The 15,333-nt window shown below is 72.7% G+C and carries 17 protein-coding genes and 1 tRNA gene; 3 read left to right on the top strand and 15 right to left on the bottom strand.

Annotated elements, in window-relative coordinates:
• Window positions 1–122 precede the first annotated feature (122 nt).
• The 12 genes from AC2TEW_RS32420 to AC2TEW_RS32365 form a co-directional block, all read right to left on the bottom strand.
• Window positions 123–1,598: an APC family permease gene (locus AC2TEW_RS32420; RefSeq protein ID WP_484626855.1), complete on the bottom strand. Its 1,476-nt coding sequence runs from the start codon at window positions 1,596–1,598 to the stop codon at window positions 123–125.
• Between the two features lie 120 nt (window positions 1,599–1,718).
• Entirely contained in the window at window positions 1,719–2,939 is a 1,221-nt protein-coding gene (locus tag AC2TEW_RS32415) for a beta-ketoacyl-[acyl-carrier-protein] synthase family protein (protein WP_484626854.1), read from the bottom strand.
• A complete protein-coding gene (locus tag AC2TEW_RS32410) occupies window positions 2,939–3,169 on the bottom strand; it encodes an acyl carrier protein (protein ID WP_350642159.1) in 231 nt (76 codons plus the stop codon). Before AC2TEW_RS32410 ends, AC2TEW_RS32415 begins: the two co-directional genes overlap by 1 nt.
• 22 nt (window positions 3,170–3,191) lie before the next feature.
• On the bottom strand, window positions 3,192–4,208 hold the full coding sequence (locus tag AC2TEW_RS32405; RefSeq protein WP_033825705.1) for a beta-ketoacyl-ACP synthase III: 1,017 nt from the start codon (window positions 4,206–4,208) through the stop codon (window positions 3,192–3,194).
• The gene (locus AC2TEW_RS32400) at window positions 4,205–5,191 is read right to left on the bottom strand and encodes a ferritin family protein (protein WP_484626853.1); all 987 of its coding nucleotides are present in this window, start codon (window positions 5,189–5,191) and stop codon (window positions 4,205–4,207) included. Before AC2TEW_RS32400 ends, AC2TEW_RS32405 begins: the two co-directional genes overlap by 4 nt.
• A gap of 37 nt (window positions 5,192–5,228) precedes the next feature.
• Window positions 5,229–5,762: a flavin reductase family protein gene (locus tag AC2TEW_RS32395; protein WP_033825707.1), complete on the bottom strand. Its 534-nt coding sequence runs from the start codon at window positions 5,760–5,762 to the stop codon at window positions 5,229–5,231.
• Window positions 5,759–6,319: a hypothetical protein gene (locus AC2TEW_RS32390; protein WP_484626852.1), complete on the bottom strand. Its 561-nt coding sequence runs from the start codon at window positions 6,317–6,319 to the stop codon at window positions 5,759–5,761. The genes AC2TEW_RS32395 and AC2TEW_RS32390 overlap by 4 nt, the downstream gene beginning before the upstream one ends.
• Before the next feature lie 39 nt (window positions 6,320–6,358).
• Window positions 6,359–6,841: a type II toxin-antitoxin system RatA family toxin gene (locus AC2TEW_RS32385; protein ID WP_484626851.1), complete on the bottom strand. Its 483-nt coding sequence runs from the start codon at window positions 6,839–6,841 to the stop codon at window positions 6,359–6,361.
• A 3-nt stretch (window positions 6,842–6,844) separates the two neighbouring features.
• Window positions 6,845–8,143, bottom strand: a complete 1,299-nt coding sequence (locus tag AC2TEW_RS32380; RefSeq protein WP_484626850.1) for an aspartate aminotransferase family protein — start codon at window positions 8,141–8,143, stop codon at window positions 6,845–6,847.
• A 45-nt stretch (window positions 8,144–8,188) separates the two neighbouring features.
• On the bottom strand, window positions 8,189–9,331 hold the full coding sequence (locus AC2TEW_RS32375; RefSeq protein ID WP_484626849.1) for an acyl-CoA dehydrogenase family protein: 1,143 nt from the start codon (window positions 9,329–9,331) through the stop codon (window positions 8,189–8,191).
• Between the two features lie 96 nt (window positions 9,332–9,427).
• A complete protein-coding gene (locus AC2TEW_RS32370; RefSeq protein ID WP_082527224.1) occupies window positions 9,428–11,083 on the bottom strand; it encodes an aldehyde dehydrogenase family protein in 1,656 nt (551 codons plus the stop codon).
• A gap of 168 nt (window positions 11,084–11,251) precedes the next feature.
• Window positions 11,252–11,346: transfer RNA gene (locus AC2TEW_RS32365), tRNA-Leu, on the bottom strand.
• A 171-nt stretch (window positions 11,347–11,517) separates the two neighbouring features.
• Between AC2TEW_RS32365 and AC2TEW_RS32360 the strand changes: the two genes are divergently transcribed.
• The 3 genes from AC2TEW_RS32360 to AC2TEW_RS32350 all read left to right on the top strand — a co-directional run bounded on the left by AC2TEW_RS32360 (window position 11,518) and on the right by AC2TEW_RS32350 (window position 13,124).
• A complete protein-coding gene (locus AC2TEW_RS32360) occupies window positions 11,518–12,528 on the top strand; it encodes a DUF2156 domain-containing protein (protein ID WP_484626848.1) in 1,011 nt (336 codons plus the stop codon).
• A 59-nt stretch (window positions 12,529–12,587) separates the two neighbouring features.
• Window positions 12,588–12,758, top strand: coding sequence for a hypothetical protein (locus tag AC2TEW_RS32355; protein WP_199520550.1), 171 nt, complete (start codon window positions 12,588–12,590; stop codon window positions 12,756–12,758).
• Window positions 12,759–12,920: 162 nt separating this feature from the next.
• Complete coding sequence (locus AC2TEW_RS32350; RefSeq protein ID WP_484626847.1) at window positions 12,921–13,124, top strand: hypothetical protein; 204 nt, start codon at window positions 12,921–12,923, stop codon at window positions 13,122–13,124.
• Window positions 13,125–13,225: 101 nt separating this feature from the next.
• Here the strand turns inward: AC2TEW_RS32350 and AC2TEW_RS32345 are convergent, their stop codons facing one another.
• From AC2TEW_RS32345 to AC2TEW_RS32335, 3 genes are all read right to left on the bottom strand, one after another.
• Window positions 13,226–13,501, bottom strand: a complete 276-nt coding sequence (locus tag AC2TEW_RS32345) for an acyl carrier protein (protein WP_051813970.1) — start codon at window positions 13,499–13,501, stop codon at window positions 13,226–13,228.
• Between the two features lie 85 nt (window positions 13,502–13,586).
• Window positions 13,587–13,772 (bottom strand): acyl-CoA carboxylase epsilon subunit, encoded by a 186-nt coding sequence (locus tag AC2TEW_RS32340; RefSeq protein ID WP_484626846.1) that lies wholly within the window; start codon window positions 13,770–13,772, stop codon window positions 13,587–13,589.
• A 19-nt stretch (window positions 13,773–13,791) separates the two neighbouring features.
• A partial coding sequence (locus AC2TEW_RS32335) for an acyl-CoA carboxylase subunit beta (protein ID WP_484626845.1) occupies window positions 13,792–15,333 on the bottom strand: 1,542 nt, incomplete at its 5' end.

Raw genomic sequence — 15,333 nt, 5'->3', positions numbered from 1 at the left:
TCGCGCAGCGCAAAGCCACCGGACAGGCACCTCCCGTTTCGCGCAGTTCCGCCCCCAGCCTTCGGCCGGGAGGTACCCCCAGCGCCCCTGGGTAGTGCCCCCTTGGGGTCCCTGTCAGGGGGTCAGGGGGTGGGGACGAGGGGGGTCGGGGCCGGGGCCGGGGCCGGGGCGGGGGTGTCGGCCGGGCCGGTGAGGCGGGCGTAGTGGGACGGGCGGGCGGTGCGCAGCCACCAGCCGTACCCGAGGCCGAGCAGGCCGATCACCGGGACGGCCCACGGCAGCGCGGAGACCAGCCCGTTGTGCGTACCGGTCAGCAGGTCGAAGTTGCCGACCACCAGCCAGACCGTGACGGCGAGGCCGGCGAAGCCCAGCAGCGGGGCGATCACCCCCTGCCACACCCCGGCCTTCAGCCCCTTGCGGGCGAGCCCGAGCACGGCGAGCGCGGCCAGCGCCTGCAGCACCACGATCCCGAGCGTCCCGAGTCCGAGCATGCTGGTGGTGAGGTCGGCGTACGGGTCGAGCCCGGCCAGCGCGAAGCCGCCCACCACGACGGCGCTGAGCACCGTCTGCGCGATGCTGGCCAGGTGCGGCGAGGCGTACCGGGGGTGGACGGCGCCGAGCCGGCGGGGCAGCAGGCCGTCGTCGGCGAGCACCTGGGCGTACCGGTTGGCGGCGCTGTGCAGGGCCAGGGTGGCGGCGAACAGGCTGGTGCAGAGCATGATCTGGAGGATGGTGGAGCCGGCCCCGCCGAGGTAGTCGGTGCCCAGCACGAAGAACAGGTCGCCGAGCTGGTCGCCGGCGGTCTGCCGGACGGCGTCGGGGCCGATCGCGCCGACCGCGGCCCAGCTGGTGAGCGCGTAGAAGCCGGCGATCAGGACGACGGCGATGTAGGTGGCGCGCGGGACGCTGCGCCGCGGGTCCTTGGCCTCCTGGCCGTACAGCGCGGCGGACTCGAAGCCGATGAAGGAGACGAAGGCGAACATCAGCGAGACGCCGAGGCCGGGGCCGGTCGCGATGTGGGGCGAGAAGGAGTCGAGCGGCAGGGCCGAGGTGCCGTGCCGGCCGAGGACGGCGAGGTCGAGGACGGCGAGGACGCCGATCTCGCCGGCCATCAGGACGGCCAGCACCCGGGCGCTGACCGCGATGTCGCGGTAGCCCAGGACGGCGACGGCGGCCAGGCCGACGGCGGCGCACAGCTGCCAGGGCAGGTCGAGGCCGTGGGCGGCGAGCACCAGCTGGGTGAAGTAGCCGAGGGCGCCGACCAGTCCGACGGTGGCGCAGTTGTAGGCGAGCAGGGCGATGTAGCCGCTGCCGACGGCGGGCGGGCGGCCGAGGCCGTCGGCGATCGAGGCGTAGAAGCCGCCGGAGCCGCCGGTGCGGCGGGCGCTGACGGCGTAGCCGACCGAGAAGCAGAGCAGGGTGACGCCGGCGAAGGCGAAGGCGGCGGGCACGCCGGGGCCGGTGCCGATCGCGAAGGCCAGCGGCACGGTGCCGACCATGGCGGAGAGCGGGGCGGCGGCGGCGACGATCAGGAAGACGATGTGACCGGTGGTCAGCCGTCTGGAGGTCGGGGACGCGGCGGGAGGTGCGGCGGTCATCGGGGAACTCCAGGTGGAGGAGGGGACGGGATCCGGGCGGGCGGGGCGAAGGGGATCCGGCGCGACGGGCCGGGCGGAGGGGGGAGGTCCGCGTCGGCCCGTCGCGCCGGTTTCGGCCGGTCAGGGAGCGGCGATTGCCAGCACCGCGTTCTGCCCGCCGAAGCCGAGGGAGTTGCTGAGGGCCAGCTCGATCCGGGTGCCGGTCTCCTCGGTGGCGACCTTGATCTCCAGCTCCGGGTCGAGGGTGTGCAGGTTGGCCGTGGGCGGGACCAGCTGCTGTTCGATCGAGAGCACGGTGAAGACCGCCTCGACGGCGCCGGCCGCGCCCAGCAGGTGTCCGGTGACGCCCTTGGTGGAGGTGACCAGCGGGTCGCCGGTCAGGGTGCGCCGCAGCATCCGGGCCTCGGCGAGGTCGTTCAGCGGCGTGGCGGTGCCGTGCGCGTTGACGTACTGGACGTCGCCGGCCGAGGCCCCGGCGTCCTCGAGCGCGGTGCGGACCGCGCTCTGCACGCCCAGGCCGTCGGGGTGCGGCGAGGTCATGTGGTGGGCGTCGGCGGTGGCGCCGTAGCCGGCGATCCGGGCCCGGATCCGGGCCCCTCTGGCGCGGGCGTCGGCGGCCCGTTCCAGGATCACCACGCCGGCGCCCTCTCCGGCCACGAAGCCGTCCCGGTCCAGGTCGAACGGCCGGGAGGCCGTCGCGGGATCGTCCTCGCGGCGGGAGAGGGCGCCCATCTGGGCGAACCCGGCCATGACCAGTGGGGTGATCATGGCCTCGCTGCCCCCGGCCACGACGATGTCGCAGCGGTCCAGCAGGAGCAGGTCACGGGCGGTGCCGATGGCGGTGGCACCGGAGGCGCAGGCGGTGGCGACCACCAGGTTGGGGCCCTTGGCGCCGAACTCGATGGCGGTCTGGCCGGCCAGCATGTTGGGCAGCTGCATCGGCAGCAGCAGCGGGGAGACCCGGGCGGGCGACTCCTCGACCAGCACCCGGTGCTGGGTCTCCACCGTGCCGGGCCCGCCGTCGGCGCAGCCCAGGATGACGCCGACGCGGGCGCCGTCCCAGGTCTGCGGGTCGAGCCCGGCATCGGCGATCGCCTCCCGGGCCGCGACCAGCGCGAACTGGGTGAAGCGGTCCAGCCGGTGGGCCCGGCGGCCGCCGAGCAGCTGCCCGGGATCCCAGTCGGGCACCCGGCAGGAGATCCGCACCGGGTTCCCCTCCAGGGCGGGGTCGAGCGCTGCGGTCGGGCGGCCGGCCCGGACCGCCGCCCAGGAGGCGGCGGTCCCGATCCCGCCCGGGGTGACCAGGCCGAGCCCGGTCACGGCGATGTCGATGCCGGCCATCAGACCCGCGCGCTCCGCTCTTCGATCAGGGCCGCCATGTCGCCGATGGTCTCGGCGTCGAGCAGTTCGTCGTCGCTGATCTCGACGCCGAGCTCCTTCTCCAGGACGAGGGAGAGCTCGACGACGGCGAGCGAGTCGAGTTCGACGTCCTCCTTGGTGGCCTCCGGGGTGACCTGCTCCGGCGACACCTTGAGCTTGCTGACCAGGATTTCCTTGAGCGTCTCGAACATCGGACAGTCCTTTCCGGGTGTGTCAGTGCCCGAGGTCGGGCCAGGTGATGGTGGTGGCGCCCCAGGCCAGCCCGCCGCCGAAGGCGGTGAGCAGGACCCGGTGGCCGGGCCGCAGTTCGCCGCGTTCGGCGGCCTGGGCGAGCAGCAGCGGGATGGACGCGGCGCCGGTGTTGCCGACCCGCTCGATGTTGGACAGCCGGCGTTCGGCCGGGATCTCCAGCCGGTCGGCGACCGCCTGCAGGATCCGGGCGTTGGCCTGGTGGGCGGCGAAGCGGTCGAGCTGGGAGAGGTCCCAGCCGGCCGAGCCGACGGCCTGTCTGGAGGCCTCGGTCATCCGCTCCACCGCGTGCCGGTAGGTGGCCCGGCCGGCCATCTGGAAGTACTCGTCGCCGGGCTTGGGTTCCTGCCGGGCCGAGCGGTGGCGGGAGCCGCCGCCGGGCACGGTGATCAGTTCGGCGTTGTCGCCGTCGCTGCCGAGCACGATCGGTCCGACCGCGCCGGGCTCGTCGGCGTTGCCGGCCCGCAGCACCACGGCGCCGGCCCCGTCCGCGAAGATCACCGCGGTGGTGCGGTCGCCGGGGTCGATGATGGTGGTGAAGGCGTCGGCGGCGATCAGCAGCACCCGCTCGGCCACCCCGGCGGCGATCAGGCCGGAGGCGGTGGCCAGGCCGTACAGGAAGCCGGTGCAGACCGCGGAGACGTCGAAGGCGGCCACCCCGCCGAGGCCGAGCCGGGCGGCGACCGCGGGTGCGGTGGCCGGGCACGGGTGGTCGGGGGTGGTGGTGGCCAGGACGACGGCGTCGACCTGGGAGTCGTCGGCCGACTTCAGGGCCCGTCGCCCGGCCTCCACCGCCAGGTCGGAGGTGGCGGTGCCCGGGGCGACCATGTGCCGGGTGGCGATCCCGGTCCGGGTGCGGATCCACTCGTCCGAGGTGTCCAGCCGGGTGACCAGGTCGCCGTTGGTGACCAGGTCGGGCGGGACGTAGCTGCCGACCCCCACGATGACCGCGGCGCGTCCCGGCGGCGGGCCCGCGGTCATACCGCGTCACCCCCGCCGCTGCTGAGCACCTCGACCGGCAGGCCCATGTACGCCATCCGGGACTCGGCCATCTCGTCGGTCCACCGCTCGGCCATGTCGTAGCGCTGCTCCGGGGTGGTGTCGAGCAGCCGGACGCCCGGCCAGACCTCGTAGTCGCCGATCAGGTCGGCGTGGTCGAACATGCCCTGTTGGAACAGCTCCTCGCGGTGGATCACGAACGGCTTGTCCGGGATCTCGTCCCAGAGCTTCACGCCGGCCCGCAGGATCTCCAGCAGCCGCGGCCGGTACTCGGGGTGGGCGGCGACGTGGTCGCGCAGGATGGTGCTGGCGACCGTCAGGTGGCGGATCTCGTCGATCGCGGTGCCGCGGGAGATCTCCCCGGTGGCCGGCGAGAGCGGGGTCCACTTGCGCTCGCTCAGCTCGGCGGCCGGGGCGAGCACGCCCTCGATCACGATCGCGAAGACCGCCACCCCGCCGATGAAGTCGCCCTGGTCGCGGACGATGTCCAGGGTGAAGTCCTCGACCGGCTGGAGCACCGTGCGCCGGTACTCCGACGCCATCGCGTCGATGTCCTTGAGCAGGGTGGCCTCGGGCAGGCCGAGCTCGACCAGGTGGTTGCGGAAGACCCGGGCGTGCCGGGCCTCGTCGAGCAGCTGGGTGGCGTAGAACTCCAGCTCCGGGATGCCCGGGGCGATGGCCACGTAGTACGACAGCAGCCGGGTGGCGATCTCCTCGGAGAGCCCGCGGAAGCCGAACTCCAGGGTCAGCGCCTCGCGCAGCGGGCCGGGGCGCTTGAGGAACTCGGGCACCAGGGCGCTCTCGTGGTGCCCGGTGACGCCGCGCTCGCGCAGCGTGCCCTGGGCGACCTCGGTGATCCAGTAGGCCAGGTTGCACTCGTCCGGGCCGAGGGTGAGCTCCTTGGCTCCGTCCAGCAGGCCGGGAGCCTCGTCCCAGTCCGCCTCGGGTGCCACTGAACCGGTCATGTCCGTACTCCTTGCTGGGTGGTGTGGCCGGACGGGGTCATTCGCCCGGGGCCGGCTGGAGGGCGCCGGCGAACAGGCCGCCGGCGAAGCTGAGCAGCGGTGCGCCCTCGCCGGTGGCGGCGTGCACCACCTGGCCGAGCAGCACCTCGTGGTCGCCGACCCGGACGCACTCGGTGACCCGGCAGGCGTAGTGCGCCAGCGCGCCGTCCAGCAGCGGGGCGTCCGCGTACGGGGCGGAGGTCCACGGCAGCCCGTCGAACTGCCGGGCGCCGTCCGGGCGGGAGCTGTCGGCGAACCAGCGGGCCACCGGGCCCTGGCCGCCGCCGAGCACGTTGACCGCGAACCGGCCCTCGGCGACGGCCAGTTCGGCGAGGACCGAACCGGACTTCAGGCAGGCGCCGAGGATCAGCGGGGTCAGCGAGACGGTGGTGACGGTGGAGACCGTCGTGCCGTGCAGCCGGCCCTGGTGGCTGACCGTCAGCACCGAGACCGGTGCCGCCAGGTGGCGCAGGGCACGGCGGCGCAGCTGCGCCGCCGTGGGCGCGGTCCGTACCTCGGCGGCGGTGCTCACCGGGCCGCCGCCGCGGCCGGCTCCGGCGCGGTCTCGGCCCGCACCGCCGCGGCGCGGTGCGCCGGGAGGTGGCCGACCGGGACCGGGTCGAAGGTGTGCGCGATCGGCTTGGGGTGGGCCAGGCCGAGGTCGTCCAGCAGCTTCAGGTAGCCGCTCTGCCGCACCGGCTCGAACGGCAGCGCGAAGGACTTCATGAAGTTGCCGAACAGGCCGCGGTCGCCGAACAGGTGGAACGGGATCACCAGCAGCGCCCACTCCGGCTTGACCAGCCAGCACCACAGCGCGGCGACCGCGCCCTGGGTGATCAGGCTGTGCATGATGTTGTACGCGATGTAGTAGCCCTTGGCGATCGGCTGCCCGCCGGACTTGCGGAAGGCGATGGCGCCCGGGATGTAGCCGATCAGGTCGATGTAGAGGAACAGCCCGATCGCCGGGAGCCAGCGGACGTCGCCGAGGTGGGCGATCAGCACGCCGGTGGTCACCGCGAAGGCGACCAGGTACTCGGCGCGGTGCAGCGAGAAGGTTCTCGGGGTCTCGAAGGGGTTTGCCTGGTCCATTGCTTCACTCCTGGAGCGACGTGCCGGTGAGAGGGACGGTCAGCGCGCGGCCGCGGCCGGGGTGGTGAGCTCGATGTCGCCGACGATCCGGGTGGCGGCGTACAGGCCGGTGACGGCCCAGGCGACGGTCTCCCGGATGACCCGCTCGGCGATCGGGTCGAGGATGCCCTCCAGGCTCGGGATGCCGAAGTCGAAGTCGGCCTCGAAGTGCACCTGGACGTCGTCGCCGTCCTGGCGCAGCCGCCAGGTGCCGGTGAAGCTGTCGAAGTCGCCGTCGGTCTGCTCGAAGTGGATCTCCAGCTGCTCGGGCCGGAAGGTGTCCGCCTCGGTCCAGCGCAGCAGGCCGCTGCGGAAGTGCAGCTCCCAGCTGGAGCTGCCGACCGGCTCGGGGAGGGTGGAGTGCACGGTGGTGGCCCGCACGTGCGGGGCCAGCTCCGGGTAGCGCTCCCAGCGCAGGACGGCCGCGTAGACGTCCTCGGCGCGCTCGGAGCTCACCACGGCGTCGAGTTCGACGTGTCGCATGGTTCAGTTACCGCCTTCCGGCATCTTGGCCGAGCCCGAGATCAGGTCGAGGGTGGCCTTGTGGAACGCGTCGAGCAGGTACTCGACGTCGCTGTCGCTGAGGATCGCCGGCGGCGTGAAGCGCACCACCGAGCTGCCGTTCATCGAGTGGTTGGCGACCACCCCGTGGTTGAAGAGTTCGATCAGCAGCTCGCCGGCCAGCCCGGCCTCGACCAGCTCGACGCCGATCAGCAGGCCCTGGCCGCGGACGTCCACCACCAGGTCGGGGATGTTGCGGTGGGCGATCTCGGCGATCCGCGGCAGCAGCCGGGCGCCGAGCTCCTGCGAGCGGGTGACCAGCCGCTCCTCCTGGATCGCCTGGACGGCGCCCTGGACGGCCGCCATCAGCAGCGGCTGGCCGGAGAAGGTGGCGGTGTGCACGTACGGGTCCTTGTCGAACGGCTTGAAGGCCTGCCGGGTGGCGATGGCCGCCGAGACCGGCACCACGCCGCCGCCGAGCGCCTTGCCGGCCAGCAGCACGTCCGGCTGCACGCCCTCGACGTCGGCGCCCCACCACTCGCCGAGCCGGCCGAAGCCGGTCTGCACCTCGTCCAGGATCAGGAAGCCGTCGAACTCGCGGACCAGCTCCTCGACCCGCTTGAGGTAGCCCTTCGGCGGGATGATCACGCCGCCCTCGCCCTGCACCGGCTCGATGATCACGCAGACCTCGCCCGGGTGGGCGGCCAGCTCGGCGCGGAGCGCGTCCTCGTCGCCGTACGGCAGGTGCGTGACGTCCGGGATCAGCGGGCGGAACGGCGCCTGGTAGACCTCCTTGGCGGTGGCCGACAGGGCGCCCAGGGTCTTGCCGTGGTAGCCGCCCTTGAACGAGACGGTGCGCTTGCGGCCGTTGGCGCGGGCCAGCTTGAGGCCGGTCTCGACCGCCTCGGCGCCGGAGAGGGCGAAGTGCACCCGGTCCAGGCCCTGCGGGGTGATCGAGGTGAGCGCCTCGGCGGCGCGGGCGACGGTGGGCTCCAGCAGGATCCGGGTCGCCACCGGGTGGGTGTTCAGCTGGCGGGTGACGGCGTCGATCACCAGTGGGTGGCGGGCGCCCATGATGAACACGCCGTAGCCGCCGGCGTTCAGGAAGCGCTCGCCGTCACTGGTGGTGAGCCAGGCGCCGGAGGACTCGACCTCCATGTGGCTGCCGAACAGCTCGGCGAGCGTCGCCCGGCCCTTGCTGAGGTGGGCGCGGTAGAGGTCGAGGATCTCGCCCTCGGTGTCCACCCGGCCCGCGCCGATCGGGGCCTCTTGGATCGCGGTCACGTGGGAAACTCCTTGGTTCGATGCCGGGCGGTGCCGGACGGGCGGTCAGGACAGGTCGAGCGGTTCGCCGTTGAAGTACGCCAGCAGGGCCTCGGCCGCGCTCGCCCGGGACGGCGGGTGGAAGGCCAGCGGGCGGACCGCGACGGCCTGCTTGGCGTGGTCGGCGGAGCGGATGAAGTCGAGCCCGCCGAGCAGCTCGAGGGCCTGGTCGGCGGCGCGGTTGAGCGCCTCCTGGGCGGCGAACCGGGCGACCAGCACCTGGGCGACCGCCTCCTCGCCGCCGACCCCGTCGCGGACCGCGCGGGCGGTGCCCTCCAGCAGGCCGGCCGCGGCCTCGATCCGGATCGCGGCGTCGGTGCGGTCGCCCACGCTGCCGCGGCCGCGCTGCAGCACGTGCTCGACCAGGCCGGAGGCGGCGCCCAGGTAGCCGGCCGAGATCAGCAGCTCGAACCAGACGAAGCCGGCGTTCTGCAGGTCCTCGATCCGGTGCGGGTCCTCCTCGGAGGTGCGCACCACCAGGTCCTCGGGCACGAACACGTCGGCCAGCTGGATCTCGTCGCTCTCCGCCGCGGCCAGCACGTCGTTGCCCCAGAAGGGGTGCACGGTCAGGCCCGGCGAGGCGGCCGGGATCAGCGCGAGCGCCAGCTCCGGCTCGCCGCCGGCGCCCGGGACCGCGATCGAGGCGGTCAGCAGGTCCATCGAACCGGCCAGGCTGCAGGGCTTCTTGGAGCCGTTGAGCCGGTAGCCGCCCTTGGCCGCGGCGGCGGTGACGGCCGGGGTGAGGATGTTCTGCTGGGTGCGGCCCTCGGCCCAGCCGGAGGCCATCAGCCGCTGCTCGGGGACCACGCTGTGCAGCAGCGACAGCTGGGCCTCGGTGAGCCGGCCGGTGTCGTCGTCGGCCAGCGCGTACAGCATCGCGGCGGTGAAGTGGTGCATGGTCACCGCGGCCGCCAGCGAGGGCGACAGCGCGCCGAGCGCCCGCTGCACCCGCACCGCGTCCAGCGGGTCGGCCCCGTGGCCGCCGTACGCGACGGGGACCAGCAGGGCGACGCCGTCGTGCGCCCGGAACAGGTCGATCACCGGGCTGCCGGCGGCCTCCCGCTCGGCGTACGGGATCTCGGCGAGGGCCTTCACCAGCCCGGGGTGGTACCGCTCGCTGGTCTCGCGGGCGGTGTCGAGGGAGCGCATGGCAGGTCAACCTCCAGCGGGGGACGGACAGGGGGGCGGCCCCGTCGGGGGCCTCGGCGGCCGGCGCCCCGGACGGGTGCCCGGGGCGCCCGGGGGTCAGGCGTCGAAGGCGCCGAAGACGGCCTCGATCGGGCTGACGTCGCGGGCGACGCTGACGCCCTGGATGTGCGAGGTCTTGAGCATCGGGTAGTTGGCCTCGCCGTAGACGCCGCCGGTCAGGCCGGTGCCGCCGTGGCTGGGCAGGTACGGCAGGAAGCCGATGTGCGAGTCGTTGATCTTCAGCAGGCCGCCGTTGGTGACCCGCTGCACGAAGGCGTTGATCACCCGGGCGGACTTGGCCCACAGCGAGTTGCGCAGGCCGTACTCGTTGGTGTTGACGAAGTCGATGAAGCTGTCCAGCAGCTGGTCGTTGGGGGCCGCGTCGGGCACCACGATCGGCAGCAGCGGGAAGAAGGTCTCGTGCCGGACCACGTCGTGCTCGCGCGCACCGGCCAGGCCGTTCACCCGGACCACGGTCGGCTGCAGGAACACCCCGGTCTCGGACGGCGTGCCGTCCACCTCGGTGCGCCGGCCGCCGGTGACCAGCTCGGAACCCAGGTCGAGGGTCTGCTTCAGCAGGCCGAAGAACTTCTCGCTGCGCCGCACCGGCGAGAGCAGCACGTCCTCGTCCTCCGGGTAGCCCGGCTTGACGGTGGCGACCTGCTTCTTGACCTCCTCGATCAGCTCGTCGGCGATCGCCGGGTGCGCCAGCACGTAGTTGGGCACCATGCAGATCTGGCCGGAGCCGTAGAAGGACTCCCGGATCGCCTCGGCCGCGTACTTGAGGTCCGCGCCCTCCCAGATGATGATGCCGTCGTTGCCGGCCAGCTCCAGGATCGGCTTCTTGCCGTGGGCCACGCACTGCTCCTGGAAGCGCAGGCCCTCCTGGCTGCCGCCGATGTAGAAGATGTCGTTGACCAGCGGGCTCTCCACCCAGCGGTCCAGGGTCTGCTTGGGGTTGCTGCAGACCGCGTTGAGCACCCCGGGCGGGGCGCCGACCTCGTCCAGCAGCGGCGCCACCACGTCGCGCAGCACCCACATGGTGGACAGCGCGATGGAGCGCGGCGCCCGGACGATCACGGCGTTGCCCGCCATCAGGGCGAGCACGGCGAGCGCGGCGCTGGGCGCCGGGGCGTTCTGCGGCGGGTTGAAGGCGACCACGCCGTCCGGCTGGCGGCGGACGATCAGGCGGCGGCCGTTGTGGTCGAACTCGGTGTGCATCCGCTGCCGGTACCAGTCGATGCTCTCCTCGCTGTACACCTGCAGCAGGCAGCTGAGCTCCCAGCGGGCCAGCTTCACCGGGTGCGCCTCGGAGACCAGCATGTCGACGAACTCGTCCTGGCGGCGCAGCAGTTCCTCGCGGAACAGGGTGCCCAGGCGCAGCCGCCGCTCGAGCGGCACGGCCGCCCAGCCGGGGGCGGCGGCCGCGGCGGCCTCGGTCGCCAGGTCGATGGCGGCGTCGCCGGCGATGGCGCAGCGGCCGACCACGTACGGGTGCTGGGCGGCGTCGGAGTCCGGGTCCTGCTCGAGCGCGCGCTTCAGGCTGACGCTGGTGAACACGTCCTCCAGCAGCGAGCGGGCGCTGACCGTGTAGACCCAGCCGTCACCCTCCACGTCCTTTCCGGCGATGTACAGCTGGTAGCTGCTCAGCGGCTTTTCCCGACCGCCGGAATTACCGGGAAGAATCCCCGACGCCGTTTCGTCAAGAAGCATGATCAGGCCCTTCCGAAGGCACGGTTCCATGTCCGAATCGACTTGATGGTGACAAGCGGGTCTGACCCGCGCCTGACACGGAACTGATGCCGCCGGCCGGCTCCCGACCGCCCCGGAACGCCGGAAGCCCGGCCGCCTTGGGAACGCGGCCGGGCTCGGCGGAACAGGCGGAGAGGGCAGGATTCGAACCTGCGCAGGCGGGCGTGACCACCCGGCCGGGGCCTGGGCCCCGGCCCCCGATCAACCACTCCGGGCACCTCTCCGTGTTTTCGGCCCGGTTTCCCGTGCCGTTCACGGGAACGACATTGCCAGCCGTTCCTGATACCCGGCTGACGTATCACTGACATTGCATCACCAGGTTTATCCAGCCCTTCCTCCCGCCATTTCCGAGTGCTGTACTTGTTTTACCGCCACCGTCCCCGAAGGGAAATCACATGTCACCGTCCGCCGCGACCGCGACCGAGACCGGGAGCCAGGTCCTGTCGGCCGTCTCCACCCACACCCGGTCCGAGAACCCGAGCTCCTTCCTTGCGCTCAACTCCGGCAACAGCGTCTTCACCACCCCGGGCGCCGACGGCGTCGCCGTCTACCGGCGCACCGGCCGGCACCTGGTCCAGTTCGGCGGCCCGTTCGCCTCCCCGGAGACCTACGACCTGCTGCTCGACGGCCTGGTGGACCACGCCCGCAGCGAGGACCTGCGGCTGGTCGCCGTCCAGCTGCAGCGCTCGGACGCCGAGCGCTACGCCGCGCACGGCTTCACGGTCAACCAGCTCGGCGCCTCCTGGGCGGTCCACCTGCCGGACTTCAGCCTGCGCGGCACCCGGTTCATGCAGCTGCGCAACAAGATCTCCCGGGCGTTCCGCAACGGCCTGCAGGTCGAGGAGGTGCCGGCCGAGCAGTGGCAGGACGGCATCGCGGAGATCGACGGCGCCTGGCTCGGCTCGAAGGGCGACCACGCCCGGCAGCTGGAGTTCCTGGTCGGCCAGATCGGCGGCCCGGCCCAGGCGCACCGGCGGCTGTTCGTCGGCACCATCGACGGCGCCCCGGTCGGCTACATCTCCTACTCCCCGGTCTACGGCAGCCGGGCCGGCTGGATGCACGACCTCAGCCGCCGCATCCCGGGCGGCTCCCCCGGTCTGATGGAGGCGATCAACTCCACCGCCATCGACGTGTTCCGCGCCGAGGGCGTGGACTGGCTGCACTTCGGCTTCACGCCGTTCACCGGCCTCGGCCAGGAGAACGAACTGCCGGGCTACAGCCCGTCGTTCCAGTGGCTGATGCACTTCCTGTGGGCCGAGGGCGAGGCGATCTACCCGGCGCAGACCCAGCTCGCCTACAAGGACAAGTGGGCGCCGGACGTGCTGCTGCCCGAGTACGTGGCCTTCCACGGCCCGGCCTCGCTGGCCTCCTTCGCGCACATCTTCCGCGCCTGCAACGCCTTCTGACCACCCGGACCGACCCCGAACGCCCGGACCGCCGGGCCGAGCATCCGAGGAGAGCACTCATGACCCAGCAGGATCCCTCCACCGACCAGCTGAAGCAGTCGGTCGTGGAGTCGTTCATGGCCATCATCGGCGCACCGGACGACCTGGACACCGCGCGGGCCGCGGACGACGTGGTGAGCGCCCTGGACGCCCGCCTGATCACCGAGGCGGCCGAGGCGGCCTGCGCCTGATCCGCACCACCCGCCCGCACCGCCCGACGGCGCGGTGCCGCGGCCCCCGTCCGGGCCTGCGGCGCCGCGCCGCCCGCGTCCCCGAGGCCGCCCCGGGCCACCGCCCGACCACCGCCCGGCCACCGCCCGTCGTCCGTCGCGCACCCCCGAGGAGTCCGAACCATGTCGACGTCGTCCTCCCCGCACCGCCCGGCCGTCCGCCTGCGGCTGCTGCCCCCGGACGCCCACCGGGCCCGCCGGAGCCCCGGCACGGCCGGTCTCCCGCGCCGGCTGCTGCTGATCGCGGCGGACGCCGGGCTGGCCTTCGCGATCGTGCTGCCGGCCGTCCAGCTCGCCCTCGGGCTGTACCACCTGGTGCTCGGCTGATCCCGCGCCAATGCCCCGGGGCCCGGCTCCGCGTCGCCGTCTGGCGGACGTGGTGCCGGGCCCCGGGGGTGCGCTCGTACCGGAGGAAGAATCGGGTCGGGTCAGCTGGTGCGGCTCTCCTGGGCGAGGAAGGCCGCCATGGCCGTGACCGTGGGGTGCTCGTAGGCCACCGCGGGCTCCAGGTAGAGCTCGAACTTCTCCTCGATGTCGCCGAAGAGGCTCAGCGCGGCCACCGAGTCCATCCCGAACTCAGCGAACGGCATCTCGGTGTTGATCTCGTTCTCCGGGCGGGAGAGGTAGCTGCTGAGCCGCTCGACCAGCCAATCGCGGATGTCCTGCTCCACCTGCTCAAGGTGAATCGATCCCTGGACTGTCATCAGATACTCCTTCGCAGTGGCGTCTCGCCGCAGGGTGCACCCACGCCCTCAAGGGCCACTCGAACGGATCTGGATCTGCTGCTCGTCAGGCCGCCGTGCGCCAGCTGCGCGGCGACGGGTAGTCGATGCCGACCGGCCGCAGCCAGGCCTGTGCGCGGCGCCGGGTGCGCTCCTCGGCGCCGGCCCGCGCGGCCAGCACGGCGGCCAGCACGACGGTCAGTGCGGCCAGTTCCTCGTCGGTCGGTGCTCCGCGTTCCACGACGATGTTCATCCGGGTCCCCTCCGAGGGCTCAGGCGGGCGGGTTGCCGTGCTTGCGGCTGGGCAGGTCGGCGTGCTTGGTGCGGAGCATGGCGAGGGCGGAGGCGAGGACGGTGCGGGTCTCGGCCGGGTCGATGACGTCGTCGACGAGGCCGCGTTCGGCCGCGTAGTACGGGTGCATCAGCTCGCTCTTGTACTCCTTGATCTTCTGGGCGCGCATCGCGTCGGGGTCCTCGGCGCCGTTGATGTCGCGGCGGAAGATGACGTTCGCGGCGCCCTCGGCGCCCATCACGGCGATCTCGTTGGTCGGCCAGGCGTAGGACAGGTCCGCGCCGATCGAGCGGGAGTCCATCACGATGTACGCGCCGCCGTACGCCTTGCGCAGGATCAGCTGGATCCGCGGCACGGTGGCGTTGCAGTACGCGTACAGCAGCTTCGCGCCGTGCCGGATGATCCCGTCGTGCTCCTGGTCCACACCCGGCAGGAACCCGGGCACGTCCAGCATGGTGATCAGCGGGATGTTGAACGCGTCGCACATCTGCACGAACCGGGCGGCCTTCTCCGACGCGTGGATGTCCAGCACCCCGGCCAGCGACTGCGGCTGGTTGGCGATGATGCCCACCACATGCCCGTCGATCCGCGCCAGCGCGCAGATCACATTGGTCGCCCACCGCTCGTGCACCTCGAGGTACTCGCCGTGGTCGACGACCTCCTCGATCACCTTGCGCATGTCGTACGGCCGGTTGCCGTCCGCCGGCACCAGGTCCAGCAGCGCGTCGCCCCGCCGCTGCACCGGGTCGTCGTTCGGCTGCACCGGCGGCATCTCCCGGTTGTTCTGCGGCAGCAGCGACAGCAGGAACCGCACCTCCTCGATGCACGACTGCTCGTCGTCGTACACGAAGTGCGACACCCCGGACACCGTGGAGTGGACGTCCGCGCCGCCCAGGCCGTTCTGCGAGATCTTCTCGCCGGTCACCGCCTGCACCACGTCCGGGCCGGTGATGAACATCTGCGAGGTCTCCCGCACCATGAACACGAAGTCCGTCAGCGCCGGCGAGTAGGCCGCGCCGCCCGCGCACGGGCCCAGCATCACCGAGATCTGCGGGATCACCCCCGACGCCCGGGTGTTGCGCTGGAAGATCCCGCCGTACCCGGCGAGCGCCGTGACGCCCTCCTGGATCCGGGCACCCGCGCCGTCGTTCAGCGACACCAGCGGCGCACCCGCCGCGATCGCCATGTCCATGATCTTGTGGATCTTCTGCGCGTGCGCCTCACCCAGCGCACCGCCGAAGATCCGGAAGTCGTGCGCATAGGTGAACACCGGCCGCCCGTGCACCGTCCCCCACCCGACGACCACGCCATCGGTGTGCGGCTTCTTCGCCTCCAGGCCGAAACCCTGCGCCCGGTGCCGACGCAACGGCTCCACCTCGTTGAACGAACCCTCGTCCAACAACAGCGCGATCCGCTCACGCGCGGTCAGCTTCCCCTTCGCGTGCTGCGCCTCGGTGGCCTTCTCGCTCGGGCCACGGCGGACCTGCTCCCGAAGGTCGTGCAGCTCGGCCACCCGACCCCG

The organism is Kitasatospora sp. NEAU-CNBT7 (assembly GCF_057220535.1).
Note: the sequence above shows the minus strand (reverse complement) of the source record. Positions and strands in the feature narration are given on the sequence as shown.

Coding starts and splice junctions, on each gene's coding strand:
- AC2TEW_RS32420 (WP_484626855.1), bottom strand. CDS start 1,598: ATGACCGCCGCACCTCCCGCCGCGTCCCCGACCTCCAGACGGCTGACC.
- AC2TEW_RS32415 (WP_484626854.1), bottom strand. CDS start 2,939: ATGGCCGGCATCGACATCGCCGTGACCGGGCTCGGCCTGGTCACCCCG.
- AC2TEW_RS32410 (WP_350642159.1), bottom strand. CDS start 3,169: ATGTTCGAGACGCTCAAGGAAATCCTGGTCAGCAAGCTCAAGGTGTCG.
- AC2TEW_RS32405 (WP_033825705.1), bottom strand. CDS start 4,208: ATGACCGCGGGCCCGCCGCCGGGACGCGCCGCGGTCATCGTGGGGGTC.
- AC2TEW_RS32400 (WP_484626853.1), bottom strand. CDS start 5,191: ATGACCGGTTCAGTGGCACCCGAGGCGGACTGGGACGAGGCTCCCGGC.
- AC2TEW_RS32390 (WP_484626852.1), bottom strand. CDS start 6,319: ATGGACCAGGCAAACCCCTTCGAGACCCCGAGAACCTTCTCGCTGCAC.
- AC2TEW_RS32385 (WP_484626851.1), bottom strand. CDS start 6,841: ATGCGACACGTCGAACTCGACGCCGTGGTGAGCTCCGAGCGCGCCGAG.
- AC2TEW_RS32375 (WP_484626849.1), bottom strand. CDS start 9,331: ATGCGCTCCCTCGACACCGCCCGCGAGACCAGCGAGCGGTACCACCCC.
- AC2TEW_RS32370 (WP_082527224.1), bottom strand. CDS start 11,083: ATGCTTCTTGACGAAACGGCGTCGGGGATTCTTCCCGGTAATTCCGGC.
- AC2TEW_RS32360 (WP_484626848.1), top strand. CDS start 11,518: ATGTCACCGTCCGCCGCGACCGCGACCGAGACCGGGAGCCAGGTCCTG.
- AC2TEW_RS32355 (WP_199520550.1), top strand. CDS start 12,588: ATGACCCAGCAGGATCCCTCCACCGACCAGCTGAAGCAGTCGGTCGTG.
- AC2TEW_RS32350 (WP_484626847.1), top strand. CDS start 12,921: ATGTCGACGTCGTCCTCCCCGCACCGCCCGGCCGTCCGCCTGCGGCTG.
- AC2TEW_RS32345 (WP_051813970.1), bottom strand. CDS start 13,501: ATGACAGTCCAGGGATCGATTCACCTTGAGCAGGTGGAGCAGGACATC.
- AC2TEW_RS32340 (WP_484626846.1), bottom strand. CDS start 13,772: ATGAACATCGTCGTGGAACGCGGAGCACCGACCGACGAGGAACTGGCC.